The 25,226-nt window shown below is 70.3% G+C and carries 28 protein-coding genes and 2 pseudogenes; 18 read left to right on the forward strand and 12 right to left on the reverse strand.

The annotated features are described in order from the left end of the window. The first annotated feature begins 69 nt into the window (after positions 1-69). The 3 genes from BBK82_RS43050 to BBK82_RS43060 all read left to right on the forward strand — a co-directional run bounded on the left by BBK82_RS43050 (position 70) and on the right by BBK82_RS43060 (position 2,315). The gene (locus BBK82_RS43050; RefSeq protein ID WP_065920060.1) at positions 70-777 is read left to right on the forward strand and encodes an SDR family oxidoreductase; all 708 of its coding nucleotides are present in this window, start codon (positions 70-72) and stop codon (positions 775-777) included. Between the two features lie 130 nt (positions 778-907). Then, positions 908-1,585 (forward strand): hypothetical protein, encoded by a 678-nt coding sequence (locus BBK82_RS43055; protein ID WP_065920061.1) that lies wholly within the window; start codon positions 908-910, stop codon positions 1,583-1,585. 61 nt (positions 1,586-1,646) lie between these two features. Continuing rightward, positions 1,647-2,315, forward strand: a complete 669-nt coding sequence (locus BBK82_RS43060) for a DJ-1/PfpI family protein (protein ID WP_065921825.1) — start codon at positions 1,647-1,649, stop codon at positions 2,313-2,315. Here the strand turns inward: BBK82_RS43060 and sigC are convergent. Next, a complete protein-coding gene (gene sigC / locus BBK82_RS43065; protein ID WP_065920062.1) occupies positions 2,312-2,881 on the reverse strand; it encodes an RNA polymerase sigma factor SigC in 570 nt (189 codons plus the stop codon). The two genes, BBK82_RS43060 and sigC, sit on opposite strands and share 4 nt — an antisense overlap. Positions 2,882-2,944: 63 nt before the next feature. On the opposite strand from sigC, the gene BBK82_RS43070 reads away from it, so the two are divergent. Beyond that, positions 2,945-3,673 carry a zf-HC2 domain-containing protein gene (locus BBK82_RS43070; RefSeq protein WP_065920063.1) on the forward strand — a complete coding sequence of 243 codons (729 nt, stop codon included), beginning with the start codon at positions 2,945-2,947 and terminating at the stop codon, positions 3,671-3,673. Between the two features lie 252 nt (positions 3,674-3,925). Here the strand turns inward: BBK82_RS43070 and BBK82_RS43075 are convergent, their stop codons facing one another. Beyond that, complete coding sequence (locus BBK82_RS43075; protein WP_170068064.1) at positions 3,926-6,967, reverse strand: AfsR/SARP family transcriptional regulator; 3,042 nt, start codon at positions 6,965-6,967, stop codon at positions 3,926-3,928. Positions 6,968-7,325: 358 nt separating this feature from the next. Between BBK82_RS43075 and BBK82_RS43080 the strand changes: the two genes are divergently transcribed. Then, entirely contained in the window at positions 7,326-7,724 is a 399-nt protein-coding gene (locus BBK82_RS43080) for a peptidase inhibitor family I36 protein (protein WP_065920064.1), read from the forward strand. Between the two features lie 73 nt (positions 7,725-7,797). On the opposite strand, the gene BBK82_RS43085 is transcribed toward BBK82_RS43080, so the two are convergent. Genes BBK82_RS43085 through BBK82_RS43110 form a run of 6 tightly spaced genes read right to left on the reverse strand, consistent with a single transcriptional unit; the run spans position 7,798 to position 13,420 of the window. Further along, positions 7,798-8,556, reverse strand: coding sequence for a DeoR/GlpR family DNA-binding transcription regulator (locus tag BBK82_RS43085; protein ID WP_065920065.1), 759 nt, complete (start codon positions 8,554-8,556; stop codon positions 7,798-7,800). 52 nt (positions 8,557-8,608) lie between these two features. Then, entirely contained in the window at positions 8,609-9,532 is a 924-nt protein-coding gene (locus BBK82_RS43090; protein WP_065921827.1) for a carbohydrate kinase family protein, read from the reverse strand. Beyond that, positions 9,532-10,818 (reverse strand): alpha-galactosidase, encoded by a 1,287-nt coding sequence (gene melA, locus BBK82_RS43095; protein WP_065920066.1) that lies wholly within the window; start codon positions 10,816-10,818, stop codon positions 9,532-9,534. The genes BBK82_RS43090 and melA overlap by 1 nt, the downstream gene beginning before the upstream one ends. Before the next feature lie 3 nt (positions 10,819-10,821). Next, positions 10,822-11,643, reverse strand: a complete 822-nt coding sequence (locus tag BBK82_RS43100) for a class II fructose-bisphosphate aldolase (RefSeq protein WP_065920067.1) — start codon at positions 11,641-11,643, stop codon at positions 10,822-10,824. Further along, a complete protein-coding gene (locus tag BBK82_RS43105; protein ID WP_218920523.1) occupies positions 11,616-12,503 on the reverse strand; it encodes a 1-phosphofructokinase family hexose kinase in 888 nt (295 codons plus the stop codon). Before BBK82_RS43105 ends, BBK82_RS43100 begins: the two co-directional genes overlap by 28 nt. Before the next feature lie 5 nt (positions 12,504-12,508). Next, the gene (locus tag BBK82_RS43110; RefSeq protein WP_065920068.1) at positions 12,509-13,420 is read right to left on the reverse strand and encodes an SIS domain-containing protein; all 912 of its coding nucleotides are present in this window, start codon (positions 13,418-13,420) and stop codon (positions 12,509-12,511) included. Between the two features lie 328 nt (positions 13,421-13,748). Between BBK82_RS43110 and BBK82_RS43115 the strand changes: the two genes are divergently transcribed. The 4 genes from BBK82_RS43115 (at position 13,749) to BBK82_RS55290 (ending at position 15,704) form a co-directional block, all read left to right on the forward strand. Next, positions 13,749-14,597, forward strand: coding sequence for an endo alpha-1,4 polygalactosaminidase (locus BBK82_RS43115; RefSeq protein WP_071812800.1), 849 nt, complete (start codon positions 13,749-13,751; stop codon positions 14,595-14,597). A gap of 130 nt (positions 14,598-14,727) precedes the next feature. After that, positions 14,728-14,901, forward strand: a complete 174-nt coding sequence (locus BBK82_RS52520) for a hypothetical protein (RefSeq protein ID WP_179953737.1) — start codon at positions 14,728-14,730, stop codon at positions 14,899-14,901. A 60-nt stretch (positions 14,902-14,961) separates the two neighbouring features. Further along, positions 14,962-15,414: a SigE family RNA polymerase sigma factor gene (locus tag BBK82_RS43120; RefSeq protein WP_237047892.1), complete on the forward strand. Its 453-nt coding sequence runs from the start codon at positions 14,962-14,964 to the stop codon at positions 15,412-15,414. Positions 15,415-15,416: 2 nt separating this feature from the next. After that, positions 15,417-15,704 (forward strand): hypothetical protein, encoded by a 288-nt coding sequence (locus BBK82_RS55290; RefSeq protein ID WP_065920070.1) that lies wholly within the window; start codon positions 15,417-15,419, stop codon positions 15,702-15,704. Between the two features lie 95 nt (positions 15,705-15,799). Here the strand turns inward: BBK82_RS55290 and BBK82_RS57105 are convergent. Then, positions 15,800-16,108, reverse strand: a pseudogene (locus tag BBK82_RS57105) (SDR family NAD(P)-dependent oxidoreductase); the annotation flags it as partial. Between BBK82_RS57105 and BBK82_RS57110 the strand changes: the two are divergent. Continuing rightward, a pseudogene (locus BBK82_RS57110) lies at positions 16,107-16,337 on the forward strand (TetR/AcrR family transcriptional regulator); the annotation flags it as partial. The pseudogenes BBK82_RS57105 and BBK82_RS57110 overlap by 2 nt on opposite strands. Before the next feature lie 178 nt (positions 16,338-16,515). Continuing rightward, positions 16,516-17,295, forward strand: coding sequence for an MOSC domain-containing protein (locus BBK82_RS43135; RefSeq protein ID WP_065920072.1), 780 nt, complete (start codon positions 16,516-16,518; stop codon positions 17,293-17,295). A gap of 4 nt (positions 17,296-17,299) precedes the next feature. Here BBK82_RS43135 and BBK82_RS43140 read toward each other — a convergent pair whose 3' ends face one another. Continuing rightward, entirely contained in the window at positions 17,300-17,509 is a 210-nt protein-coding gene (locus BBK82_RS43140; RefSeq protein ID WP_065920073.1) for a DUF2795 domain-containing protein, read from the reverse strand. Beyond that, on the reverse strand, positions 17,463-19,109 hold the full coding sequence (locus BBK82_RS43145; RefSeq protein WP_065920074.1) for a sensor histidine kinase: 1,647 nt from the start codon (positions 19,107-19,109) through the stop codon (positions 17,463-17,465). Before BBK82_RS43145 ends, BBK82_RS43140 begins: the two co-directional genes overlap by 47 nt. 179 nt (positions 19,110-19,288) lie before the next feature. Here BBK82_RS43145 and BBK82_RS43150 point away from each other — a divergent pair, with 179 nt between their 5' ends. The 4 genes from BBK82_RS43150 (at position 19,289) to BBK82_RS43165 (ending at position 21,498) form a co-directional block, all read left to right on the forward strand. Beyond that, positions 19,289-19,768, forward strand: a complete 480-nt coding sequence (locus tag BBK82_RS43150) for a hypothetical protein (protein ID WP_065920075.1) — start codon at positions 19,289-19,291, stop codon at positions 19,766-19,768. Beyond that, the gene (locus tag BBK82_RS43155; RefSeq protein WP_065920076.1) at positions 19,765-20,076 is read left to right on the forward strand and encodes a winged helix-turn-helix domain-containing protein; all 312 of its coding nucleotides are present in this window, start codon (positions 19,765-19,767) and stop codon (positions 20,074-20,076) included. The genes BBK82_RS43150 and BBK82_RS43155 overlap by 4 nt, the downstream gene beginning before the upstream one ends. 212 nt (positions 20,077-20,288) lie before the next feature. After that, on the forward strand, positions 20,289-20,873 hold the full coding sequence (locus tag BBK82_RS43160) for an NADPH-dependent FMN reductase (RefSeq protein WP_065920077.1): 585 nt from the start codon (positions 20,289-20,291) through the stop codon (positions 20,871-20,873). Between the two features lie 19 nt (positions 20,874-20,892). After that, positions 20,893-21,498: a TetR/AcrR family transcriptional regulator gene (locus BBK82_RS43165; RefSeq protein WP_065920078.1), complete on the forward strand. Its 606-nt coding sequence runs from the start codon at positions 20,893-20,895 to the stop codon at positions 21,496-21,498. 1 nt (position 21,499) lies between these two features. Here BBK82_RS43165 and BBK82_RS43170 read toward each other — a convergent pair whose 3' ends face one another. Further along, positions 21,500-22,255 carry an IclR family transcriptional regulator gene (locus BBK82_RS43170; RefSeq protein ID WP_065921829.1) on the reverse strand — a complete coding sequence of 252 codons (756 nt, stop codon included), beginning with the start codon at positions 22,253-22,255 and terminating at the stop codon, positions 21,500-21,502. A gap of 82 nt (positions 22,256-22,337) precedes the next feature. Here BBK82_RS43170 and BBK82_RS43175 point away from each other — a divergent pair, with 82 nt between their 5' ends. From BBK82_RS43175 to dmpG, 3 genes are read left to right on the forward strand one after another with little or no spacing between them, the layout of a single operon-like run. Beyond that, the gene (locus BBK82_RS43175; RefSeq protein WP_237047894.1) at positions 22,338-23,135 is read left to right on the forward strand and encodes a 2-keto-4-pentenoate hydratase; all 798 of its coding nucleotides are present in this window, start codon (positions 22,338-22,340) and stop codon (positions 23,133-23,135) included. Then, a complete protein-coding gene (locus BBK82_RS43180) occupies positions 23,132-24,064 on the forward strand; it encodes an acetaldehyde dehydrogenase (acetylating) (RefSeq protein WP_065920080.1) in 933 nt (310 codons plus the stop codon). Before BBK82_RS43175 ends, BBK82_RS43180 begins: the two co-directional genes overlap by 4 nt. Beyond that, positions 24,061-25,065: a 4-hydroxy-2-oxovalerate aldolase gene (gene dmpG / locus BBK82_RS43185; RefSeq protein WP_065920081.1), complete on the forward strand. Its 1,005-nt coding sequence runs from the start codon at positions 24,061-24,063 to the stop codon at positions 25,063-25,065. Before BBK82_RS43180 ends, dmpG begins: the two co-directional genes overlap by 4 nt. Positions 25,066-25,226: the final 161 nt, after the last annotated feature.

The raw sequence follows: 25,226 nt of genomic DNA on the forward strand, positions 1-25,226 counted from the left end.
CCCGTGGGGTACCACAGGGTACCGAATCGATCTTGGACGGGAGCTCGCAGCACGCCGACCATGGCAGGCATGAGCAACAAGACCGCGCTGATCACCGGCGCGAACAAGGGCATCGGTCTCGCCATCGCAGAAGGACTCGGCACCCGAGGGTTCACGGTCGCGGTGGGCGCACGCGACGACGCCAGGCGCGAGGAAGCCGTCGAACGCCTGCGCACCAACGGCATCAACGCGTTCGGCGTCGCACTCGACGTCACCGACGACGAAAGCGTTGCCGCAGCGGCGAAGACGATCGAAGCAACCACCGGACGACTCGACGTGCTCGTCAACAACGCCGGCATCTCCGGCGCCTTCGACCGGCAGACGCCATCCACATTGGACCTCGACGTCATCCGCACCGTCCTGGACACCAACGTGTTCGGCGTCATCCGCGTCACCAACGCGATGCTGCCGCTGCTGCGCCGCGCCGACTCCCCGCGCATCGTCAACATGTCCAGCAACATGGGATCGCTGGCCCTGCAGACCGGCCCCCAACTCGCCGCCTACGCGCCGTCGAAGACGATGCTCAACAGCATCACCGCCCAGTACGCCCGCGAGCTCGCCGGCACGAACGTCATCGTGAACGCCGCCTGCCCCGGCTACGTCGCGACCGACTTCACCGGCTTCCAAGGCCAGCGCACGCCGGAACAGGGCGCGGCGATCGCGATCCGGCTCGCCACCCTGCCCGACGACGGGCCACGCGGCGGCTTCTTCGACGACAACGGCGAAGTCCCCTGGTGACTCACTCCGAACCGTCGAGCACCGCGAGCAACTCCCCCAACTGATCCAGCTGCGCCGCCGACAACCCCCCGAGGCGTTGCTGCACGCGTTTGGGTTGTAACGAACCAGCCCTACCGGCCGACGACCTGACGTGACCGGACCGGATCCCCGCCACAGCGACCAGACGCACAACCAGGTGCGCTCGGACAGTCTCGGGAACGCCTTCCAGACGGGTCAGCTGCACGGCGACGCCCACGTGGGCAACACGACCGTCCGCAACACCACCGTCAGCCTGTCCGCGCTCGGCGTGGTCGCCGGCGTGGTGATCACGGTCGTGGCCGGGCTCGTGGTGTGGAAGGTCGTCGCCACCGAAACCGCACCGGCCGTGACCTCGACGACCGTGGCGGGCGGGTCGACGATCAGGACCTCGCCGAAGACCAGCACCCCCAACGATTCCACGCGACCGCGCGAGATCCGGCTGAGCAGCCGCACCGGCGTGGACCTCGACGGCGACGAGACCGTGGCCGAACGTGTGGACGGCGCCTCGGGTGACACCGACCTGTACATGACCGAGACCGGGATCCTCTACACCAACGGCAACGGCTTCGCCGACGACCTCGGCACCGAGCAGCAGGCCAGGTCTCGGTGCACCGACGCCGTGGCAGCGGGACAGAACTCCGCCGCCCAGGTCCTCCCGATCATGGCGGGCATGCAGTACTGCTTCGCCACCTCCGACGACAAGATCGCGTGGCTGCGCGTCAAGGACTCGAAGCTGGCCGCGTCCAGCTCCGTGGTCCTGGCCGTGCAGGTGTGGCCGAAGGAGAGGTGACCGGGAACCGTTCGGTCCTGCGGCCCGACTGGTGAGGCAGGACTCACTCGGGAGGTTCTTCGTGGAACGCCGGACTTTCTTGCGCGCCTCCGCGCTGTCGCTAGGACTCACCACCACCGCGACCGCAACGGCCGACGCGCCGCTGCGGGTGCAGGTGCTGGTGTTCGACGGTGTGGAGGAACAGGACTTCATCGCACCGGTCGAGGTGCTCGGCCTGGCCGGCAAGCTCAGCGGCGGCGCCATCCGCACCACCCTCGTGTCACCGGACCGGCCGCGCACCGTGACCTGCACGTACGGCACGAGGGTCGAGGTGCGGGAGGCCTGGTCTCCCACAGACGTCCTCGTCGTGCCCGGCGGCGGCTACACCAACCGGACCGGCCCCGGCGTGCACCAGCTGATCGGCGACCGCGCGTTCCTGCGCAGGCTGGCCGACTCCGACGCGCTGCCGGTCGGCATCTGCACCGGCACGATGGTCCTGTCGGCCGCCGGCATCACCAAGGGCCGCAACGCGACCACGCACTCCGGCGCCAAGGCCGACCTCGCCGCCCAGGGCGCGACGGTGGTCAACGCCAGGGTCGTGGACGACGGCGACCTGATCACCGGCGGCGGCATCACCTCCGGCCTGGAGGTGGCGCTGTGGCTGGTCGAACGCTTCGCAGGCGCACAGGTGGCCCAGCGCGCCGAGACCGTGCTGGAGTACGAGCGCCGCGGCACCGTGTGGCGGCGCTAGACCACGTCCTCGCGCGCCTGACCGCTGATCAGGTCCTCCCGCGCCCTGGCGACCCTGGACCGGACCGTCCCGATCGGACACCCGACCACCTCGGCCGCCTCGGCGTAGGACAACCCGAGCACCTGCGTGAGCAGCAACGCCTCCCGGCGTTCCGGTGAGAGTCCGGCCAGCATCACGGTGAGCTCGACGACGTCCTCGAACCCGGCCGACCGCGCGTGCTCCGCGTACCGGTCGGCGTCCGAGGCGAGCCGGTAGTCCGCCGACCACGCGATCGAGGGCCGCGCGACGGCGGCGCGGATGTGGTCGACGACGGTCCTGCGGGCGATCGACAGCAGCCAGGTCCGCGCCGACGACCGCCCCTCGAAGCCCGGCAGGCTCCGCAGCGCCCGCAGGTAGACCTCCTGCGTCAGGTCGTCCGCGACCCCGACGCCGGCCAGGTGGGCGACCAACCGCCAGACATCACGCTGCGTCGAACGGATGAACCGCTCCAGCGCACCACGATCACCCGAACCGGCAGCCAGCGCCCACGCCGTGACCGCCTCGTCGTCACCCCGCGAAGTCGACACGGCCCGGACAGTAACTCAGAACTCGCCTGGAACCGTTAACTCCTGATAGCCGACAATCAGTACGTGGAGTGCTACACGTGCCGCGAAGCCCTGTCCGCGCGACTCGACGGCGAACCAGAGGGCGCGCCCGCCGACGAGGTCGACGCGCACCTCTCCACCTGCACGTCCTGCCAGGCGTGGCAGGAGAACGCGGCCGCGCTCACCAGAACCCTGCGCGTGCGGCCGGCAACCCCGGTCCCCGACCTGACCTCGTCGATCCTGGAGGCCGCACCCCCGGTCGTCCCGGCACCCCCACGCGGCTGGCTCTCCCGCGGCCTCCTGGCAGGCGTCGCCGTCGCCCAGCTCACCCTCGGCCTGGCCCAGGTGCTCGGCGTGGACACCTCCGCGCACGGCGACCACACCGGCAGCAGCCACCTGTTCAACGAGAGCACCGCCTGGAACCTCGCCCTGGGCCTGGGCCTGCTGTGGACGGTCCTGCGCCCGACCGCCACCACCGGCATGCTGCCCGTGGTCGCCGCGTTCGTCGCCGTGCTGGTCCCGTACTCGGCGAGCGACCTGCTCAGCGGCACCGCCACCGTGTCCCGCGTGCTGTCCCACTCGCTGCTGGTGGTCGGCCTGGTGCTGTTGACGTTCGTGCACTTCAGCCGGCGCGGGCCCGGCGGCAGCACTCCGGTGCGGCACGACGAGACGGATGGCGTCGAGGGTGCTTCTGCGGCTGTCGATCGCGCGGAACGATCTCGCCCGCGCCGTCGGGTGTGGCTGCGGCCGGTGAGCCGCCGCGACGCCGCCTGACGGAAGAAAGCGCGCTCGCCGCACTGCTCACGGCACTTCCGCAGCCTGTATCGGCGCGGGCTGCTTCGCGGCGGGAGGCTGCGCGCGATCACCGTCGATCAAGGCATCGGCGGAAAAGGCGGGCACTCCGGAGGGCAGGTGTAGATCTGACTTCCCGGCAACGGCCCACAGCAAGCTTGGGCGGAAGGGACGGGTGTCACCGCGATCAGCACCGCGGCGACCAGAGCACACAAGCGTTTCATCGAACTCCCCCTAAACGGATCTTGCGTTCACAGTGGACAGTCGAGCACGAACAGCCTCGGCTTCAGGAACCCCCGACTCGACGTACAGGTTGAGCGCACGACACCAATGTTCCCGGGCCTCCTCGTACTGGTTCACGGCAACGCAGGCATGAGCGATGCCGTCATGAGCGCGAGCCAGCTGGTACCGGTCACCCGTGAGCTCGGCGAGGTCGAGGGCCTGCCGGTGGTGGGCGAGCGCGCGGGCTTGGTCACCACTGAGCTCGGCGGCGTGTCCCAAGCCGTTGAGAGCTTCCGCCTGGAGGCCGAGATTGCCCGTGCTCAGCCCGATGACCAGTGCGTTGTCGAGGTTGCCGACGGACTCCGCGAACCGGCCCAAGTCCGCCAGGACGAGCCCCATGCCCAGCGTCGTGTACCCCTCGAGGCTCCGGTTTCCGGTCTTCCAGGCGAGGGTCAGTGCCTGCTGCAGGTGTTCCAAGGCGTCCGCGTACCTGGCCACCCGCCGGAAGACGAAGCCCAGGCTGTGCAGTGCGTAGCCGCGGCCGGCCAGGTCGTCGTCCTGTTCCGCGAGAGCCAGTGCGTCCGTGTGATGGGCGATCGCCTCGTCGTACCGGCCAAGCCGCTCGTGGACGATGCCGAGGTTGTTGGCCGAACGGCATCGGCCGATGCGGTTCCCGGTCTGCACGGCGATGTCCAGCGCTCGCTCGTAGTGGACGAGCGCGTTGCGGTGATCTGCCACAGCCAGGTACACGTTGCCGAGGTTGTTGTGCGTCCGGCCTTCCAGAGCGAGAGCACCGGCCGACCTCGCCAGGTCCAGCGTTCTTCGGTGATGGCCCTCGGCTTCGACATAGCTGCCCAACCGCTCGTGAGCCGTGCCGAGGTTGCCCAGCGCCTGGCACTCCGCGTCGACGTCACCGCTGCCACTGACGATGGCGTACGCATGACCGTGCAGGACGAGCGCGTCATCATGATGACCACGCAGGTCGAAGTACCGCAGCAAGGTGGTGGACAGGTCACTCGTCCGGGAGCCCTTGGTCGATGTCGCCGTCGCCACGAGGTTCACCCGCTCGCGTTCAAGCCACTCCATCGCTTCGTCGTAGCCGGCCAGGACCGGGGTGGGCAGATCGGGCAGCACCTCCACGCGCTTGCCCCCCGGCGCGACGATGTCGACCGCCTTTGCAGCCGTGCACAGGTAGCTGTCCTGCAGGCGAGCGAGAGCTGTGGCCCTGGTGCTGGCACCGTCGTTCTCGACAGCCATCTCCGCGGCGAAAGTGCGCACCAGGTCGTGCATTCGGTATCGGCCTGCCTCGACCTCTTGCAACAGGTGGAGGTCGACCAGCTCTTCCAGCTGCTGCTCGGCCTCCAGCAGCTCCACCCCCGCGAGAGCGGCAGCCGGGTAGACGTCGAAGCCCACACCGGGGTGCAGGCCCAGCAGTCGGAACAACCGCCGCTGCGACTCGCTGAGGTGGCGGTAGGAGAGGTGCAGCGCCGCAGCCACGCTGCGGTCGCCGGTCACCAGTTCACGCAGCCGCTGTCGACCGGCCCGCAGGCGCTCGACGAGGTGTCCTGCTGTCCACGCCGGGCGAGAGCGCAACCGGGCACCGGCGATTCGCAGCGCCAGGGGCAAATGACCGCACAAAGCGACCACCTCCCCCACGGCCGCCGGCTCCGCGACCTCGTCACCGAGGACCTTGGTGAACAACGCGACCGCCTGCTCGTGTGGAAGCACTTCCAACGACACGGTTCGAGCGGCGTCCAGATCGGTGAGCCGGCGCCTGCTGGTCACCAGTGCCAGGCACCCGGCGCTACCCGGTAGCAGCGGGCGGACCTGGGCAGCACTGGAGACGTTGTCCAGGACGAGCAAGGTCCTGCGCCCGGCGAGTTCCGCGCGCCACAGCCCGGCCCGTTCCTCCAACCCGCTCGGGATGCGGTCGCCTGTCACACCGATCAAGCGCAGCAGGGTCTCCAGCGCCGCTGCGGGTTCCACAGGTTTCAGATCAGTGCTGTGTGCGTGCATGTCGATGTACAGCTGCACGTCCGGGTAGCGATTCGCGAGGCGATGCGCACCGTGCACGGCGAGGGCGGTCTTGCCCACGCCGGCCATTCCGTCGATCGCGACGATCACCATGGCCGTGTCGGCCGTCTCGCCGGCGGCCACGAGCAGCTGGTCGAGCTCGCTGCCGCGGCCGGTGAAGTCCTCCACGTCGTGTGGCAAGGCGCGCACGCGGTCAGCAGGGTCAGCCGGTGGCGCTACGGGTGTCGACGTGCTGGTGAGCGCTTGCTGTGTGCCAGACCGTGACTGCGCGGTGGTCGCGGGTGTGGGCACAAGCCGGGGGTCTGCGGCCAAGAGCTGCCCGTGCAACTCCTGCAGAGCGGCACCGGGATCGATCCCCAGCTCCTCGACCAAGCACGCACGGACCTGCCGGTAGTGCTCCAACGCATCGGTGGTGCGGCCTGCTCGGTGCAACGCCACCAGGTACTGCCCCGCCACCCGCTCGTCCAACGGGTGCCGGGAAGCTCGCGCCGACAGTTCGGCGACCAGCTCCGCACCGGCGCCGGCGCGCAGTCGGGCGTCGACCAACTCGTGCTCGGCCGAGAGCCGCTCCTGCGACAACCGCTCGCGTTCCGCCCGAACCCACTCACCGTCGACACCGGTGAGTGGTTCCCCACGCCACAACGCCAACGCCTCGGTCAGCGAGAACACAGCTGATTCCTCGTCATCGCGTGCGCGAGCACGCAAGTGGCGGAACCGCTGGAGGTCCACGACCGACTCCGGTGTCTCGATGAGCAACGAGTAGCTGCCCGACCGGCACGCGATCGACATTCCGTTCACCCCCTCCAACGCCCTCCGCAGCCGGGAGACGTAGCTGTGCAACGTGGCCCGTGCACGCGGCGGTGCATTCACACCCCAGACACGCTCGACCAACCGGTCCACCAGAACGGCGTGCCCGGCGTCGACAACAAGCGCCGCGAGCACACAGCGCTGTTTCGGCGGGCCCAGATCCAACAGCCGGCCGTCGACCTCCGCGCTCACTTCCCCCAACAGACGCAACACCACAAGTATCCCCACATTTCGACAGCTCCCGCACCACCATTTCTAGCGCCCTGAGCTGCGCATTGCAGGAACTTGCAAGCGATTCACACGATCGGCCGTTCGGCGGCGTCGCCAGCTCGACCACCGCACGCAAGAACGCGAACTACGTTCATCTCCAGCCACGGCAAATCGCCGAGCCGCCTTTCTCCGTTTCATGGAATGCGCTTCGACCAGGGCGTTGCAGAAACATGGCAAACAATTCACACGAGCGTCCCCCGAGGGTGGCAACCGCGGCGGATCGCCCGCCGCAGCGGAGGGCGAACGCACAACCAGCGTTCCCCATCGATCACAACGCTGTTGAGATCATTGAGGAGAACTCGTGAACTGGATCCGAAGCTTGGTGATTGCGTTCGGGTTGATGATGGTCGCAGTGACCGCTCCCGCCGCCGGCGCGCAGGCGCCGGACAGCCAGAGGACCGTTGAACCACTGGCGTGGAGCCAGTGCCCCGACGGCTACTTCTGCGTCTGGGAGAACGCCGACGGAACCGGCCGGTTCGCCAGGTTCCAGCTGGGATCACCGAACCTCGCCGTGCCGATCGGCGGCTACGTCTTCAACGACGAGATCTCAGCGGTCTGGAACCGGACGAACCGGATCTGGTGCCTCTACGAGCACGCCCACTACGGTGGCCGGCTCCTGCGCATCGCGGCGGACTGGCGCGGTCCGATCGGCCCTCGCTACGACTTCAACGACATCGTCAGCTCGCTGAGGCCCTGCTAGTCGTGCCACCGTCAGTCGCCTGGTCCGCGTGGGGCAGTCACACGCGGACCAGGCGACCCGGCCCGGAACGCAGTCAGGCGACGACGACCTCGACGCCCGACCCGCGCAACCGGTCCAACTCCTCACCAGGCGCCGACGAATCCGTCACCACCACGTGCACGTCGGTGATCGCCGCGATCCGCGAGAACGCCCGCTTCCCCACCTTCGACCCGTCAGCCAGGACGACCACCCGATCAGCCGTCCGCATCAGGCAGCTGTCGGTGTGCGCCTCCACCTCGTCATGGGTGGTGATGCCACCCCGGGCATCGATCCCGTCCACTCCCAGGAAAACCAGGTCGAGGCTGATCCCCGCCAACGCACGATCGGCAAGGGGACCGACCAGCTCGTAGCTCTCCGGCCGCACCCCGCCCCCGGTCACCACGAGGTCGATCATGGGTCGGGGACACAGGTCGGAGGCGATGTTCAGGGCGTTCGTCACGACCTTCAGCGAACGGCCCACCGCGAGCAGGCGGGCCAGCTCAGTGGTCGTCGTGCCGCCGTTGAGACCGACGGAGTGGACGGACTCGGTGACGAACTTGGCTGCGGCTTCGGCGATCTGGCGCTTCTCCTCGCGGCGGCCGACCCGGTAGCGCAGCGGGAGCTCGTAGATGACCTCGGCCGCGATGGCGCCGCCATGGGTGCGTTTGAGGAGCTTCTGCTCTTCCAGCGACTGGAGGTCGCGGCGGATCGAGGCGACGGACGTGGCCAGGTCCTCGGCCAGCTCGGTGACGGTGACCGAGCCGGTTTCGGCGAGCCTTTCCAGGATCGTGGCCAGACGCTGCTCTTGACGCATTCGCTCAGCATAACGCACGGAATGTGCTCGATTTGACGCGAATCGCGGCAAATCACGCACCAAGACTGCTCGTTGTCTCGATGCTGTGAGACAACGCGACCGCTTCCTCCCACGACGGTTGGGTGGCGGTTCCGCCGGCGCCGCGGGTGGACAAGGCGCCGGCGGCCACTCCCAGCGCCAGCGCCGTCCGCAGCTCCCCGGTGCGCAGCCAGCCCGCGAGGAAGCCCGCGTCGAACGAGTCACCGGCGCCGACTGTGTCCACCGGTTCCAAGGCGGGACCACGGGCGGAGATCCGGGCACCTTCCCACAAAGCCACGCAACCCTCGCGGCCTCGTTTGATCACGGGGACAGGGCCGGCGAACGCGGAGAGCGGGTCTGCGGAACCGGTCAACCCCACCGCCTCTGCCTCGTTCGGCAACAGAAAAGTGCACTGCGCCAACAGGTCTGGCTGCAGGTCCCACCGGCCGGACGGGTCGTCGTTCGTGTCGAGCGATGTGGTGGCGCCACGAGCGCGCGCCGCCTCGAACACCGACGGCAGACCGGCTGCCAGGCGAGGTTGCAGGAAGTACGAAGCCGTGTGCACGTGCGCGGCGGCAACGGGAGGAACGTGCTCCGGCCCGAACGAGGCCAGGCAGCCGGGAGAGGTCAGGATCGCCCGGTCGCCGCCCGCTTCGTTGAGGCAGACGGTCAACGCCGTCGGCAACGACTCGTGCCGCACGCAGGAGCTGACGTCCACGCCCGCGGACTTCAGCTCGTCCAGCACGAAGTCGCCCGCGGCGTCCCGGCCGACCATGCCGGCGAACGCGACCGACAGGCCGAGGCGGGCGGCACCGTGCGCGACGATCGCCGCCGAGCCGCCCAGAGCGAGAACTCCGTCGGACACCAGGGTTTCCGCCTGGCCGTACGACGGCACGGCAGGAGCACCGAACACCAGCACGTCCGGGTTCGCGTCACCGATCACGAGGAGGTCGGGCATCACGCGCCCCGCAGAGCAACCGGCAGTAGGGAACCGTGCGCGGCTGTCATCGCCCCGACCAGGTCGGAGATCTGGTCGACGGTCAAAGCCGCAGCGGTCGCCGGGTCGCAAAGAGCAGCGTGCCGGACGTGGTCCGGATTGCCCTCCACGGCCGCCGCAACGGTCAGGTCGACGACGTTCAGGAAGCTGCGGTTCAAGGCGGCCAGCTGGCGGGGCAGATCACCGACGTGGTGCGGGTGCACGCCGAGCCGGTCGAGCGTGGCGGGCACCTCCACGGCGGCACCGGCGGGCAGGTTGGCGATCAGGCCGTGGTTCGCCACGTTCACCTGGATCGTGCGGCGCTGACCGGTCACCAGGCTGTGGATCACCTGCGGCGCGTACTCGACGGCGTCGTCGCCGAGCGGAGGCGGCGCACCACCCGCGGCCAGCGCGTCACGGGTCTCGACGTACGTGGCGACGTTCGCGGCGCTGATCGAGGCGTACGCGCGCACCGGCAGCCGCAGCCGGTCCACTTCGGACTCATGGGACAGGTACCAGGGCACGTACTCCGACGAGTGCTCGCTCGTCTCCGTCGGGTAGTACCCGAGCCGGCGGTACATGTCGACGCGCACGCGGCGCGCGAGCTCCGGGTCGGCGGCGATGGCGGCGTCGAGTGCCGGGTACAGGTCGCGGCCCTCGTGCTGCCAGCGCAGGATCCACGCCTGGTGGTTGACGCCGGCGGACAGGAAGTCGACCTCGTCGTGCGGCACACCGACCAGAGCGCTCAGGTCGTGGATCGTCCAGTGCACCGAGTGGCACAGCCCGACCGCCTTCAACCGCGGTGCCACAACCGAGAGGTACTGGATGTTCATCGCCATCGGGTTGGTGTAGTTGAGCAGCCACGCGTCCGGGCAGACGGCGAGCATGTCCGCCGCGAGCCCGTCCAGGAACGGGAACGTGCGCAGGCCGCGGAAGATGCCGCCGATGCCCAGGGTGTCGCCGATGGTCTGGCGCAGGCCGAACGACTCCGGCACGTCGAAGTCCGTCAACGTCGCCGCGTGCCCGCCGATCGCGACCATGTTGACGACGACGTCCGCGCCCTCCAAGGCCTCCCGGCGCGACAGCGAGGTGCGCACCCGCACGCCGCCGGCCAGCCCGGCCAGTGCGGCCGCGACCTCCAGGCGTTCGGAGTCGATGTCGTGCAACGAGATCGAGCAGTCGGCCAGTTCCGGGAACGACAGCACGTCACGGAGCAGCTGCCGGGTGAACTCGACGGAACCCGCTCCCACGAACGCGATGGTGAACATCAGTCAGCCTTCCAGAACCCGGATGAGCCGAGCGACCTCGGCGGACATGGCGTCCCGGCCCGCACCGAGGTAGCGCCGGGGGTCGACGAGCGTCGGGTGGTCGCCGAGGACCGTCCGCACGCTCGCGGTGAAGTGCTTGTTGAGCTGCGTGGCGATGTTGATCTTCCACATCCCGGCCCGGACGGCGGCCGCGAGGTGCTCGTCGGCGACACCGGAAGAACCGTGCAACACCAACGGAACCGGGACAGCTGCGTGCAGCCGGGCGATCAGCTCGAAGTCCAGCTCGGCGTCCCGGGTCAGCATCGCGTGCGACGAACCGACCGCGACAGCGAGGAAGTCCACGCCGGTCGCAGCAACGTACGCAGCGGCGTCGTCAGGATCAGTGCGCGCGCCCGGTGCGTGCACGCCGTCCTTGCCGCCGATCTCGCCGAGCTCCGCCTCGACTCCGACTCCGGCTTCATGACACCGGAGCACCACGGACGCCGTGCGAGTGACGTTCTCGTTGTGCGGCAACGCCGACGCGTCGAACATCACCGAGCCGAACCCCAGCTCCACCGCCTCGCGGACCAGGTCCTCGGAGGTGGCGTGGTCGAGGTGCACCGCGACGGGAACCGATGCCGCCGCGGCGACGGACAGCGCCGCGACACCGATCGGGCGCAGCGAACCGTGGTAGCGCACGGCGTTCTCGCTGATCTGCAGCACCACGGACGCGCCGGTCGCCTGAGCCGCGGCGGCGATCGCCTCCGCGTGCTCGACCTGGATCACGTTGAACGCGGGCACCGGCGCGGGTCCGTCGATCATCTCGCGCAAGGGAACCAATGGCATTGTTCTAGTCCTCGGAGTTCGGCCGGTGTAGTTCGTAGAAGGCACGGTCGAAGTCGCCTGCCAGCGGGGCGCGCACCGCGGCCGCCGACAGCGCGACCGCTTCGGCCAGGCGCACGGGCCACGGCCGGTGCCAGGCGGCGACGAGCGCCGCCACGGCAGCGTCGCCGCCCGGTCGGGTTGCCGGTGACCACCTCGGGCGGAGCCGCGGTCCACGTCCCTCGGCGGTGTGCGCGGTCATCCCGCAGCGCCGTCGGACACCAGCGCGGCCTGGGCACCAGCGCCAGCGGATCATCCACGGTGGACGCGGCGGCGAGCTCGGCCCGGTTCGGCGTGATCACGGCCGGTCCGGCCGCCGCTCCCCCGACCAGCGCCGGTCCGTCCGCGTCCAGCACGACCGGTGCCGGGCTGGCGCGCACGAGCGTCGCGTAGGCGTCAGTGGCAAGTCCCCGCGGCAGTGATCCGGAGAGCACCACCACGTCGGCGTCCGCGACGAGCTCCCGGTAGTGGCCGAGGAAGCCGCTCCACTCCGCGGCCGAGACCTCCGGGCCCGGCTCGGAGAACAGCGTCGCCTCACCGGAAGCGCTGACCACGGTGACCGTGCGCCGGGTCTCCCCCGCGATCGGGAACATCGCCTGCGGCACCCCGGCCTCCCCGAGCTCGGCGCACAACGCCGACCCCGCGCCACCACCCACCAAGCCGGTCGCGACGACGGGCACGGACAGCGCACGCAGCACCCGTGCCACGTTGACGCCCTTGCCCCCTGCCCGCACGGCCACCGACGACACCCGGTGGGTAGCGCCCAGAACCACGGCGTCGACCCGATAAGTGACGTCGAGCGCCGCGTTCAACGTGACGGTCACGGCCCTCATGCCGTGCCGTTCAAGATGACCGACCTGGTCAGGTTGCGCGGCGTGTCCGGGTCGAGCCCGCGCAGCAACGCCACCTCCACCGCCAGCCGGTGCACCGCCACGAGCTCCGCCAGCGGGTCCCGGTCCCGCGCCAGCCAGCGGCCACCGACACCCGCGACCTCACCGTCGAGACCCGCGGGCGGCGCACCGAACGCCCACACCAGCGACCCCTCGTCGGTGATCGCGATCGGCCCGTGCCGGTACTCGGCGGCCGGGTAGGACTCGGCCCAGCTCAGCGACGCCTCGCGCATCTTCAGCGCCGCCTCGGCCGCGAGCCCGGTCGTCCAGGGCGCGCCACCGAGGAACGTGAACTGGTTCGACTCCACCAGCTCGGCGGGCACCGGCTCGGCCAGTGCCTGCTCCGCGTCGAGCACCGCGCGGTCGAGGTGCTCCCCGAGGTGCGCCCGCAGCAACATGAGCGCGGTCGTGGCGAACCTCGTCTGCACCACCGAACGCTCGTCGGCGAACGGCAGCGCCACCACGTGGTCCGCGAGCTCGGTCACGGGCGTGCCCGGTGTGCCGACGACGGCGGTCGAGGGCACCTCCAGCCGCCGCAGCACGTCGATGACCTCGGTGGTCGTGCCGGACCGCGTCAGCGCCACCACGCGGTCGTAGGAACGCGAGAACGGGAACTCCGACGCGGCGAACGCGTCGGTCTCGCCCTGGCCCTCGTCCTCCCGCAACCGGGCGTAGGCCTGGGCCATGAACCACGACGTGCCGCACCCGACCACGGCGACCCGTTCCCCGCGGGCGGGCAAGGCCGCCGCGACCTGGGGATCAGCGGCCAGGGCGATCGCCCGGCGCCAGCAGGCCGGCTGGGACTCGATCTCGGTGGTGGTGTGCGACTGCGCTGCGGAACTGGTGTGCATGGCGGATTCCTCCGGTCGACCGGTCACTTGATGCCCGCTGCGGCCACCGACCGCGACGCGAACGACGCCAGCGTCTTCTGCAGCGCGTTGTCGTTGCCGCCGTTGAACACCGCCTCGACCTGAGCACTGTGCGGCGACTCAGCCCTCTGCCGTGTGCCATGTCGACTCCCTCATGTGGTCGATGCGGCTCGCAGTCGGGGACACTAAGCCGGAATCGCTCAAACAAGCAAGCATTCTGACCGAACATGCTTGGTTTCTGGCCTCAGATGGCCCCACTCGCTACAGTCGCTCACATCCGATCACCACTCTGAGCGATCAAGGGACGCACATGACCTTCCCTGCACGCGCCCTCGCCGGGACCGTGCTCGCTGCCGCCGCACTGGCGGCCTGCGTCGCCGGCCCGTTGACCTCGACCAGCCAGGCGGACGACGTGACCGCCGCGGCGGTGCAGCTGCCGCCGGTGAACGCGGTCCTCGACTACCAGCTCGGCGCCGCCTACGCCCCGCCCGCCGGGGTGAACCTGGTGACCCGCGACAGCACGGCCTCCCCCGCGGCCGGGCTGTACTCGATCTGCTACGTCAACGGCTTCCAGACGCAACCGGCCGACCGCGACGTCTGGCTGAACCAGCGCGGCCACCTGATCCTCAAGGACTCCTCCGGCAAGCCGATCATCGACCCGAACTGGCCGGACGAGTTCCTGCTCGACACCTCGACCTCCGCCAAGCGCACCGAGCTCGCCTCGATCATCGGCCGCACGATCGACACGTGTGCGAGCAAGGGCTTCAAGGCCGTCGAGGTCGACAACCTCGACTCGTACCTGCGTGCGCGCGGCAAGCTGAGCGTGAACAACAACCTCGCCTACGCGAAGCTGCTCGCGGACCGCTCCCACAGCCGCAACCTCGCGATCGGTCAGAAGAACTCGGCCGAGCAGGCAGAGCGCGGGCGTTCGGAGGTCGGCTTCGACTTCGCGGTGTCCGAGGAGTGCCACCGCTGGGAGGAGTGCTCGTCCTACAGCGACGTGTACGGCGCGCACGTGATGGACGTCGAGTACACCGACGACCTGCGCGGCACGTTCGAGGACGTGTGCGACGACCCCGACACCCCGGCCACCACGACGTTGCGCGACCGCTACCTCGTCGGCCCGAACGACCCGGACTACGCGTTCGACCACTGCTGAGCACCGCGAGGCTCAGATTCGCCCATCTCCGGACGAATCCGAGCCTCGGGGCAACCAAACCGGCCTCCCATCGCATGGATAAGGGTGAGGGCATCCACACGGACGCCACTGACCATTTGGGAGGGTCGCGGTGCGCACGGGGCAGGTGGTCGCGGTGGCGGTGTTCCTGCTCGCCCTGCTGGCCATAGCGGTTCCGGCGCTCACGCTCACCGGCGTCGAACGCCCTCCCGAGCAACGCCCGACGGTGGTGCGCACGGACGACATGACCTGGCAGCGCACGCCCTCGTCCAGGCCCAGCGGTTAGGGGCCGGTCCTGAACTGGGAAACCGAGTTCACCGAACTCTTCGACAGATCCGCCGAGTCCATGCGGTTCACGGCCTACCTCCTGTGCGGCAACTGGCACGAGGCGGAGGACGTGATGCAGTCGGCGTTCATGAAGCTCTACCAGGCCGGGCCGAAGCTGGCCGACCGCACCGGGATCGAGGCGTACCTGCGGCAGGTCGTCGTCCGCACGTTCCTCGCCGAACGCCGACGGCTGCGCTGGCGGCGCGAGGAGCTGACCGACGCACCACCGGAGGAGCTGTTCGACGCGCCCGGCACCGAGGACGGCCTGGTGGTGTGGGAAGCACTCGCCACCCTGCCCGCACGGCAGCGCGCGGTGCTCGTGCTGCGGTACTGGAACGACATGAGCGTCGAGGACGTCGCCGCCGCGCTCGGCTGTACGACCGGCACGGTCAAGTCGCAGAGCAGCAAGGGACTCGCGGCGTTGCGGCGCCGGCTCGGACCGGGGTTCGGCCACTCCAGGCTGGGGGTCTGACGGTGCACGAGGACGAGCTGAGAGCGATCTTCACGGCGCTGCGGTCGCAGGAGACCCCGCCGATGGGCTCCGCCGCCGACGTCATCAGGCGCAGCCGGGCCGGCCAGTCGCGGCGCCGGACGATCGCCGTGGCGGGCAGCGCGGTGGCCACCGTGGGAGTCCTGGTGCTGGCACTGGTCTTCCTGCCTGAACCACCGCCGCTGGACACTCCGCCGGCGACGAACAGCGATGTGCGCACCACGCCGAACAGCGGACCGTTGACCACGCCGCTGACCACGACGACCCGCTGAGCGCGGTCAGGCCCAGGCGGACGCGGACACGGAACGCCACGTGGCGTCGGACTCGGCCAGCGCGGCACGGTCATCGCCGGGCCCGCCCAGTCGGTGCGCATGCCGCCGGGTTCCAGGACGGTGACCTTGACGCCGAACGGCGCGACCTCCTGGGCCAGCCCGAGGGAGAACCCGCCCACGGCCCACTTGGCGCTCTGGTAGGCGGTCAGGCCTGGGGTGGTGATCCGGCCGCCGAGCGAGGAGACCTGGAAGACGTGCCGGAACCCTGGCCGCGCAGGGTCGGCGTGACGGCCTTGCTCACGTGCACCACGCCGCAGAGTCCGGGATCCCGAAGCCAAGAAGCGCCAGCTGCTCGACGCCCCGCTGACCGAGTTCGCCGGGCGCGGCCTCGCCGGAGCGCGCATCGACCGGATCGCCGAGCGCGCGCAGTGCAGCGCCGGACTCGTCTACCCCCACTTCGGCAACAAGGAAGCCCTGTTCGACGCGGTGCTCGACGACATGACCGCCCGCACCGTCGACCAGGTCCCGCTCACCGCCGACGACCTGCCCGGCTACGCCGTGCGGCTCTACGACGCGACCGCCGCCAACCCCGACGTGGAGCGCTTCGTCTCCTGGTACCAGCTGGAGAGCCTCGCCCGCGGCGACGCGGGCGGTGGTGCGGTGACCGGCGCCATGCGGGGCAAGATCGCCGCGGCCGTCGAGCCGCACGCCGACCACACGGCCCGGCGAGGCGGTGCGCAGCCTGGTCGCGGCGCTGGTCGCCGCTCGCTGAACCCGCCGGACCGCCGGCGCCCGCGGGTACTTTGGCCGCATGGCAACGGTTCACGCGCTGACGTCGTACCCGATCAAGGGATGTGCCGGGGTTGTTGTCGAACGAGCGGAGCTCACGGCGACCGGACTGCCGCACGACCGGCTGTTCGCGGTGGTCAAGCCGGACGGGTCGACGGCCTGGCAGGGCGAGCTGCCGCGGCTGGCCGTGGTCAGCGGCCGGCTGCACGCGGACACGAAGCTGGAGCTGAGCGCGCCGGGCGCGGGTGAGCTGGTGCTGAATGTGGCGGTGGACGGCGAGCCGCGGCCGGTCGACGTGGAGAAGTGGCCGGGAGCCGGGATCGACCAGGGCGACGAGGCGGCCGAGTGGTTGTCCGGCGTCGTGGGCAAGCCGGTCCGCCTGGTGCGCGAGCCGGACCGGGCGAGCCGCCACGAGGACACGACCGCGTTGCTCGTGCTCTCGCTGTCCTCGTTGGAGGGTCTGAACGCGCGGATCGCGGCGCGCGGGGCGAATCCCGTTCCGATGGAGCGCTTCCGGCCCAACATCGTGATCAGCGGCTGGGACGGGCCCCACACCGAGGACCGGGTGGACCGGATGACGGTCGGTGGTGCCGAGATCGGGTTCGGCGAGCTGGCCATCCGGTGCGCGGTCACCCTGGTCGACCAGGCGACGGGCGTGCGCGTCGGCCCGGAACCGCTGCGGACGCTGGCGGACTACCGCCGGGAACCCGACGGGGTCAGCTTCGGGCTCAAGGCGGCGGTGCTCACGCCCGGTGAGATCGCGGTCGGCGACGAGGTGACCGTCACCGGATGGCGCGGCTGACCCGTCAGGCCTCGCGGCTCTGGTCGATCGCGGCCACCCCGAGCACGTCGTCGAACGACTCGTACTGGCGCTCCGGGATGGAGTGCAGCGCGTGCACCGTGTCCTCGTCGGCGTTGTTGCGCGAGGCGTGGTCGACCAGCCGCGCCTTGTCGACGGGGTAGGTCACGTCACCCAGTGCCGTGCGCAGCCGGTCGACCGTGGTCGTGTCGCTCATCGCTCTCCTCCGTTCGGACCATGACGTCACCGGCTACCCGCCCGTTCGCGCGCCTAACCTGATCACCCGTGACCACGTCGGCGTCGACCCGCGGCAGCGTGAAGCGGATCGTGGCGCCGGTCGTGGTCCCGGTGTCGAGCCAGATCCGGCCGCCGTGGTACTCGATGATCTTGCGACACATCGAGAGCCCGATGCCGGTGCCGGGGTAGCGGTCCTTGGCGTGCAGGCGCTGGAAGATCACGAAGATCCGCTCGGCGTACTGCTCGTTGATCCCGATGCCGTTGTCGCTGACCGAGAACACCCACATGTCGTCCTCGCCGGGTTCGGCGTCGACGCGCACGTGCGGCGGCTCGTCGCCGTGGAACTTGACCGCGTTGCCGATCAGGTTCTGGAACACGCCGACCAGCAGCCGGTGCTCTCCCCTGACCTCCGGCAGGTCGCCGACCTCGACCGTCGCGTCCGCGGACTCCAGCGCGACGGCCAGGTTGCGGCGCGCCTCGCCTCGGCGACCAGGTCGGCGGCCGGGACGACCACGTGCTGGTCGCGGTGCCTGCCGACGGCGGCTGAACGCGAGCAGGTCGTTGATGAGCAGCTGCATGCGTTTCGCGCCGTCGACCGCGAAGTCGAGGTACTGGACCCCGCGCTCGTCGAGCTGGTCGTGGTAGCGCTTCTCCAGCAGCTGGCAGAAGCTCGCGACCTTGCGCAGCGGCTCCTGCAGGTCGTGCGAGGCGACGTAGGCGAACTGCTCCAGCTCGGCGTTGGACCGGCGCAGCTCGGCCGTGGCGGCGTCCAGCGCGGCGTTGCGCTCCCGTGCCTCCCCCAGCTCGTCGACGATCCGCGTGCGCATGACGTCCACACCGCGCCCCAGCTCGCGCAGCTCCTCCGGCCCCGTCGCCGTCACCTCGTGCGCGAAGTCCCCACCGGCCACCTCACCGACGTGCCGGCGCAGCCGGCTCAACGGCGCCACGACGAAAAGCCGCAGTGCCACAACACAACCGAGCACGGCCACGAGCAGGACGCCCAGCGCGACGATGCAGGTCACCGCCATCCGGGTGGACGCGTCGTTGAGGGCGGCCCGGCCCTCGACCCGTTGCCCGGCCAGCTCTTCCTGCACCGTCGTCAACGCCGTGCGCACCGCGTCGAACCGCTGCTTGCCGAACGCCTCGACCGGCGGCGTGGTGCCGGCCCTGACCGCGGTGATCGTCGGGTCGGCGTAGTCCTCCCGCCAGTCCGCGAGCGCCACGTCCAACGCTCCCAACTCCTTCAGCACGGTCGGGTCGTTCGTCGCGGCGATGGTCGCGCGTGCCGACGACTGCCGGTCCATGCCGTTCAGGTAGGGCTCGAGGAAGCTCTCACTGCCGCTGAGCACGTAACCGCGGACGCCGTTCTCCTGGTCGACCACGTCGGCGCCGAGCTGCTGCGAGCTCACCACCGCGGGCCCGACGACGTCCAGCAACCGCGAGCGGGCACGCGACAGGTCGCCGATGGCCAGCAGCACCGCGACCGTCGCCCCGAGCAGGACGACGACCAGTGCCACCGAGATCAGCAGCGACCACCGCCGCAGCGACGGACCACCGAGCTCCGCACGACTCGACTGCACGGCACCTCCCCGAGAACGACGCTGGGCGCCGTGCTCAACACACGTTGAGCCGCGCAATCGTAGGAAGCGCTCACAACCGTGACGCACCCGCCCGCCTTGCCTTCTCCTCAACTACTTTCCAACCTGGAAAGCAAGTGATACTTTCCTCCCAGGAAAGTACTTGAGCAGGAGGAAGGCCCATGCACGAGAACGTCAGCGCGGACGACGCCGCCCGCGCCCTGGACGAGATCAGCCGCAGAACCGAGCAGGTCATCGAGAAGACCCTGGTGCCGAACTGGTTCTGGTGGGCCGTCGCAGCACTGAACGTCGGCCTGACCGCCGCCGTGGAGTCGGGCGAACCGGTCGTGATCGGCACCGGCGTCACCCTGTTCGTGCTGGGCATCTCCGGCGTGGCCGGGTCACTCGCGATCAAGACCCTGCGACACGCCCAGGTGCGCAACACCCTGCTCGGCCTGCGGGGCGCACTGGCCGTCGCCGGCTTCATCCTGGGAATCGCCGCGGTGACGCTCCCGACGGCCTTCGCCCTCGAAGCCGCCGACGTGCCGTACGCCTCGATCATCGCGACCGCGCTCGCCGGCGTCATCATGGTCATCGGCGGACCGATGCTGATGAAGTACGTCCGACGGACGATGCGCACCCACGGAGCGAGCAGGGCATGATCAAGCCACGGTTCGACGACCTCATCCACGCGCCGACCAGGCTGTCGATCGTCGCGCTGCTCGCGGCCACCGAGTGGGCGGCGTTCACCTTCATCCGCGACAGCGTGGGCCTGTCCGACTCGGCGCTGTCCAAGCAGCTCACCACGCTGGAGGAGGCGGGTTACGTGGAGCTCAAGAAGGCCTTCGTCGGCAACCGCCCGCGCACCTCGGCCCAGCTCACGTCGGTGGGCCGCGCCGCCTTCGAACAGCACGTGGCCGCTCTGCAGGAGATCGTGACCCGCGCGGGGGTCTCCGTCCTGCCCGAGTGAGGCGCCGGCGCACGTCGGCGCGCAACGCCGGTTTGCGCTACAACGTCCGCATCTTGGCCACCATGGCCTGCCAGTGAGCCGTCAGCGAAGTCGCCCTTCCGCACCGGCATCCGGCCCGGCACCACCCCGTTCCACCACCCCGACCTAACCGGGGTACAGTCCACTTAGTGAACCGGGGTGAAGTCCGGTTACCCGCGACGAAGGACACGACCATGACGCACATCGGGATCATCATCGGCAGCACCCGCCCCGGCCGGAACGGCGAGCAGGTCGCCCGCTGGGTCCTGCAGAACGCCGAACAGCGCGACGACGCCACGTTCGAGCTGATCGACCTCAAGGACTTCCCGCTGCCCCACCTCGACGAGCCGATGCCGCCGATGATGCAGCAGTACCAGCACGAGCACACCAAGGCGTGGTCGGCGACGATCGCGCGCTTCGACGGGTTCATCATGGTGACGCCGGAGTACAACCACTCGACGTCCGGCGTGCTCAAGAACGCCATCGACTACCTGTTCGCCGAGTGGAACAACAAGGCCGTCGGGTTCGTCTCCTACGGTTCGGTCGGCGGGGCGCGGGCGGTGGAGCACCTGCGGCTGGTGGCGGGTGAGCTGAAGCTCGCGGACGTGCGCACCAGCGTGTCGCTGTCGCTGTTCCACGACTTCGAGGGCTACACCGCGTTCAAGCCGTCGGACAACCAGGTGACCACGCTCGGCACGCTCATCGACGAGCTCGTCGACTGGAGCACGGCGCTCGCCCCGCTGCGTGCACGTCAGCTCGCCGCGCAGCAGACGTCCTGATCCCGGTAGCGTTCGGGCCGTGGAACCAGGTGCGCTGCCGCTGGGCCCGCCGCGTGAGGAGCGGGCCGACGCCGCGCGCAACCGTGCCCACCTGATCGAGGTCGCCCGACAGATGGTGGCGGAACTGGGCGCCGAGAACGTCACGATGGACGCCCTTGCCGAACGCGCCGGTCTCGGCAAGGGCACCGTGTTCCGCCGGTTCCACACCCGTGCCGGGATCTTCGTCGCGTTGCTGGACGAGGAGGAGAAGCGCTTCCAGGACCGGGTGATCGGCGGTCCACCGCCGCTGGGGCCCGGCGCGCCCGCGGTCGACCGGCTGGTCGCGTTCGGACGGGCCCGGCTGGAGTTCCTGATGGAGCACACCGCGATCGCCCGCGCCTCGCTCGACCCCGGCCGGCCCGTGCCCGCCAAGGAAAGCCCCTCGCTGTTCCACGTGCAGATGCTGCTGAACGAGGCGCGTCCCGAGCACGCGGGCAGCGGGACCCTGGCGTTGCAGCTCGTCGCGGCATTGGAAGGGCCGGTGCTGCTCTACCTGCAGAACAGGGAGAACGCGCCGGCGCCCGTCGCGTTGATGGACAACCTGAGCAGCAGCTGGCAGGTACTGGTCGAACGCCTCTGCGGCTGACTCACCGCTCGACGAGTCTCGCCCTGCGCGCCAACGTGAGAGCGATCCCACTGGCCGCCGCGTGCACCGACGCCGCGTGCGCCCGCGGGTCGAACCGTTCCGCCGGACCGGCGACGCTCACCGCCGCCACCACCTGGTCGCCGTCCAGCACCGGGCTCGCCACGCACGCCAGCCCCACCTGCGACTCCTCGAACTCGTACGCCACACCGGTTTCCGCGATCGCCTCCAGCTGCCGGCGCAGGATGCCGGGAGCCACGACCGTGCGCGGCGCGCGGCGGGTCAACGGCGCCGCCAGCACCGCCGCCTGGACGTCGGAAGGCGCCAAAGCCAGCAGTGCCTTGCCGATCGCGGTGGCGTGCAACGGCAACCGGCCACCCAGGCGTGACGGCGAGGACGCCTGGCGGTGGCCGCCGAGCTTGGCCGCGTAGACGACCTCGTGACCCTCGCGCAGTCCCAGGTGGACGGTCTCATGCGTGCGTTCGTAGAGGTCCTCGAGGTACGGGATGGCGACCTCGACCAGGCCGCGTTCGGCGGCGGCGCGCAGGCCGAGCTGGAACAGGTGGCCGCCGAGCCGGTAGCCGCGGCTGGCCTGGTCGAGCAGGCGGACCTCGGTCAGGTCGCCGAGCAGGCGGTGCAGGGTGGCTTTGGGCAGGCCGGTGCGGCGCTGCAGCTCGGCGAACCCGAGCTCGTCGTCGTCCACTCCGTACGCGTTGAGGACCGCCATGATCTTGCCGAGGACGGTGTTCAGCTCCGCCATGCCACCCATCGTCGCACGCGAGTTCCACTGACCGGAACTTTTGACTGACGCCTCGCGAGCCGCTGTGTCCAGGATGGGCGGCATGACCACCAGAACCACTCCCCTCGACCAGGCCGCCTCCCGGCTGGCCGCGGCGGCGCACAGCGGGGTGCCGTGCCCGCCGGTCCGCGACCTGATCGGCAACGACGGCGCGGCCGCCTACGCCGTGCAGCAGCAGGGCATCGCGGCCAGGACCGCGGCGGGCGCGCGGGTCGTGGGCCGCAAGATCGGGCTCACCTCACCGGTCGTGCGGCAGCAGCTGGGCGTGGACCAGCCCGACTTCGGCGTGCTGCTCGACGACATGCGCTACCAGGACGGCGCGGCGTTGCCGATCGGGCGCTTGCTGCAGCCGCGGGTCGAGGCCGAGGTGGCGTTCGTGCTCGGCGCGGACCTCGCCCAGGGGCCGTTCGACGTGGCGACGGTGGCCGCGGCCGTGGACCGGGTGGTCGCATCGCTGGAGATCGTCGACAGCCGGATCGCGAACTGGGACATCACCTTCGCCGACACCGTGGCCGACAACGCCTCCGCGGGCCTGTTCGTGCTCGCCGCCCAGGACTTCCCCCTCGACGCGGTCGTCCCGCGCGAGGTCGAGATGACGATGAGCCTCAACGGCGAGGTCGTCTCCACCGGCACCGGCGCGGCCAGCCTGGGCGACCCGCTGGCCGCACTGGCCTGGCTCGCCACCACCGCGCTCGAACTGGGCACCCCGCTCGCCACCGGTGACGTCGTGCTCAGCGGCGCTCTCGGCCCGGTCGTGCCGGTTCAGGCGGGCGACCGCGTCGAGGCCACGATCACCGGGCTCGGCACGGTCAGCGCCTCGTTCGCGGGAGAGCCGGCATGACCCGCACGAAGGTCGCCGTGATCGGCTCCGGCAACATCGGCACCGACCTCATGATCAAGGTCCTCCGCCACTCCGACACGCTGGAGATGGTCGCCATGGCCGGCATCGACCCCTCCTCGGACGGCCTGGCCCGCGCCCGCCGGATGGGCGTCCCGACCACGGCCGACGGTGTTCGGGGCCTCGTCGACCTGCCCGGCTTCGACGACATCGCGATCGTCTTCGACGCCACCTCCGCCCGCGCCCACATCGCCAACGCCGAGGTGCTCACCGCCCGCGGCAAACGCCTCGTCGACCTCACCCCGGCCGCCATCGGCCCCATGGTCGTACCCGCCGTGAACCTCACCGACCACCTCGACGCACCGAACGTCAACATGGTCACCTGCGGCGGCCAGGCCACCATCCCGATCGTCGCCGCGCTCGCCGCCGTGGCCCCGGTCCCGTACGCCGAGATCGTCGCCTCGATCGCCTCCCGCTCGGCGGGCCCCGGCACCCGCGCCAACATCGACGAGTTCACCGAGACCACCTCGCACGCCATCGCCGCGGTCGGCGGCGCGGGCACCGGCAAGGCGATCATCGTCCTGAACCCGGCAGAGCCCCCGTTGATCATGCGCGACACCGTCCTCGCCCTCGTCGACGCGCCGGACCACGCCTCCCACGACGCCATCCGCACCTCGGTCGCCGCCATGGTCGACCAGGTCGCCGCCTACGTCCCCGGCTACCGCCTCAAACAGCAGGTGCAGATCACCCCGGCCCCCGACCAGATCCTCACCACCGCCCCGGTCACCCACCAGGTCTCGGTGTTCCTGGAGGTCGAGGGCGCCGCCCACCACCTGCCCGCCTACGCCGGCAACCTCGACATCATGACCAGCGCCGCCCTGCGCGTCGGCGAAGCGCTCGCCGCCCACCTCGCCCAGGAGGTCGCCGCATGAGGCTCTACCTGCAGGACGTCAGCCTCCGCGACGGCATGCACGCACTGCGGCACCGCATCGACCCCGCCCACGTGGCCCGGATCGCGGGCGCTCTGGACGCGGCCGGCGTCGACGCGGTCGAGGTCGCTCACGGCGACGGCCTCGGCGGCAGCTCCCTGGTCTACGGCCCCGGCAGCCACACCGACTGGGACTGGATCGAGGCCGCCGCGAGTGCGATCACGCGCGCACGGCTCACCACGTTGTTGTTGCCCGGTATCGGAACCGTGGCTGACCTCCTCCGCGCACACGCCCTCGGCGTGACATCGGTTCGTGTAGCCACCCACTGCACTGAGGCCGACATCGCCGCCCAACACATCGCCGCCGCACGCGACCTCGACATGGACGTGTCCGGTTTCTTGATGATGAGCCACCTCGCACCGCCACAAGAACTCGCCGCACAAGCAAAACTGATGGAGTCCTATGGCGCGCACTGTGTGTACGTAACGGACTCCGGCGGACGTCTGCTGCCCCACGACGTACGAGACCGCGTGCGCGCGTACCGGGACGTGCTCGACTCAAGCACCACGATCGGCATCCACGCCCACGAGAACCTCTCTCTCGCGGTCGCCAACTCTCTCGTCGCCGTGGAAGAAGGCGCCGTACGCGTTGACGCCTCGCTCGCCGGACTCGGCGCGGGGGCCGGGAACTGCCCGATCGAGCCGTTCGTCGCGGTCGCCACGTTGCACGGCTGGGAGCACGGCGCCGACCTGTTCGCACTCCAGGACGCGGCCGAGGACCTGGTGCGCCCGTTGCAGGACCGCCCGGTCCGGGTCGACCGCGAAACGCTGACCCTGGGCTATGCGGGCGTCTACGGCTCGTTCCTGCGCCACGCCGAAACCGCCGCGGAACGCACCGGCGTGGAGGTTCGCGAACTGCTCGTGGAAGCCGGGAAACGCGGGCTGGTCGGCGGCCAGGAGGACATGCTCACCGACATCGCACTCGACCTGGCCCGCTTCGGTTGAACGACGGTCAGGCCGGTTGCTGCTCGCCACTCCCTGCCCGCTGCCACGCGCTCATCCCGCCCGTCGACCACCAACCGGCTACCGGGACCTCAGCGCACGCTGCTCGACGGGTGGCTGGTCGAGCACGACGTCGCGCAGCAGGCGCAGCGCACGAACCGGCC

The sequence above is a fragment of the Lentzea guizhouensis genome (assembly GCF_001701025.1).
GTDB classification, from domain to species: domain Bacteria; phylum Actinomycetota; class Actinomycetes; order Mycobacteriales; family Pseudonocardiaceae; genus Lentzea; species Lentzea guizhouensis.

Bases quoted from the DNA above. Each gene is read 5' to 3' on its own strand.
- BBK82_RS43050 (WP_065920060.1), top strand. From the start codon at position 70: ATGAGCAACAAGACCGCGCTGATCACCGGCGCGAACAAGGGCATCGGT.
- BBK82_RS43085 (WP_065920065.1), bottom strand. From the start codon at position 8,556: ATGCGTCAAGAGCAGCGTCTGGCCACGATCCTGGAAAGGCTCGCCGAA.
- BBK82_RS43090 (WP_065921827.1), bottom strand. From the start codon at position 9,532: ATGCCCGACCTCCTCGTGATCGGTGACGCGAACCCGGACGTGCTGGTG.
- melA (WP_065920066.1), bottom strand. From the start codon at position 10,818: ATGTTCACCATCGCGTTCGTGGGAGCGGGTTCCGTCGAGTTCACCCGG.
- BBK82_RS43100 (WP_065920067.1), bottom strand. From the start codon at position 11,643: ATGCCATTGGTTCCCTTGCGCGAGATGATCGACGGACCCGCGCCGGTG.
- BBK82_RS43110 (WP_065920068.1), bottom strand. From the start codon at position 13,420: ATGCACACCAGTTCCGCAGCGCAGTCGCACACCACCACCGAGATCGAG.
- BBK82_RS43115 (WP_071812800.1), top strand. From the start codon at position 13,749: ATGACCTTCCCTGCACGCGCCCTCGCCGGGACCGTGCTCGCTGCCGCC.
- BBK82_RS43120 (WP_237047892.1), top strand. From the start codon at position 14,962: ATGCGGTTCACGGCCTACCTCCTGTGCGGCAACTGGCACGAGGCGGAG.
- BBK82_RS43135 (WP_065920072.1), top strand. From the start codon at position 16,516: ATGGCAACGGTTCACGCGCTGACGTCGTACCCGATCAAGGGATGTGCC.
- BBK82_RS43140 (WP_065920073.1), bottom strand. From the start codon at position 17,509: ATGAGCGACACGACCACGGTCGACCGGCTGCGCACGGCACTGGGTGAC.
- BBK82_RS43150 (WP_065920075.1), top strand. From the start codon at position 19,289: ATGCACGAGAACGTCAGCGCGGACGACGCCGCCCGCGCCCTGGACGAG.
- BBK82_RS43155 (WP_065920076.1), top strand. From the start codon at position 19,765: ATGATCAAGCCACGGTTCGACGACCTCATCCACGCGCCGACCAGGCTG.
- BBK82_RS43160 (WP_065920077.1), top strand. From the start codon at position 20,289: ATGACGCACATCGGGATCATCATCGGCAGCACCCGCCCCGGCCGGAAC.
- BBK82_RS43170 (WP_065921829.1), bottom strand. From the start codon at position 22,255: ATGGCGGAGCTGAACACCGTCCTCGGCAAGATCATGGCGGTCCTCAAC.
- BBK82_RS43175 (WP_237047894.1), top strand. From the start codon at position 22,338: ATGACCACCAGAACCACTCCCCTCGACCAGGCCGCCTCCCGGCTGGCC.
- BBK82_RS43180 (WP_065920080.1), top strand. From the start codon at position 23,132: ATGACCCGCACGAAGGTCGCCGTGATCGGCTCCGGCAACATCGGCACC.
- dmpG (WP_065920081.1), top strand. From the start codon at position 24,061: ATGAGGCTCTACCTGCAGGACGTCAGCCTCCGCGACGGCATGCACGCA.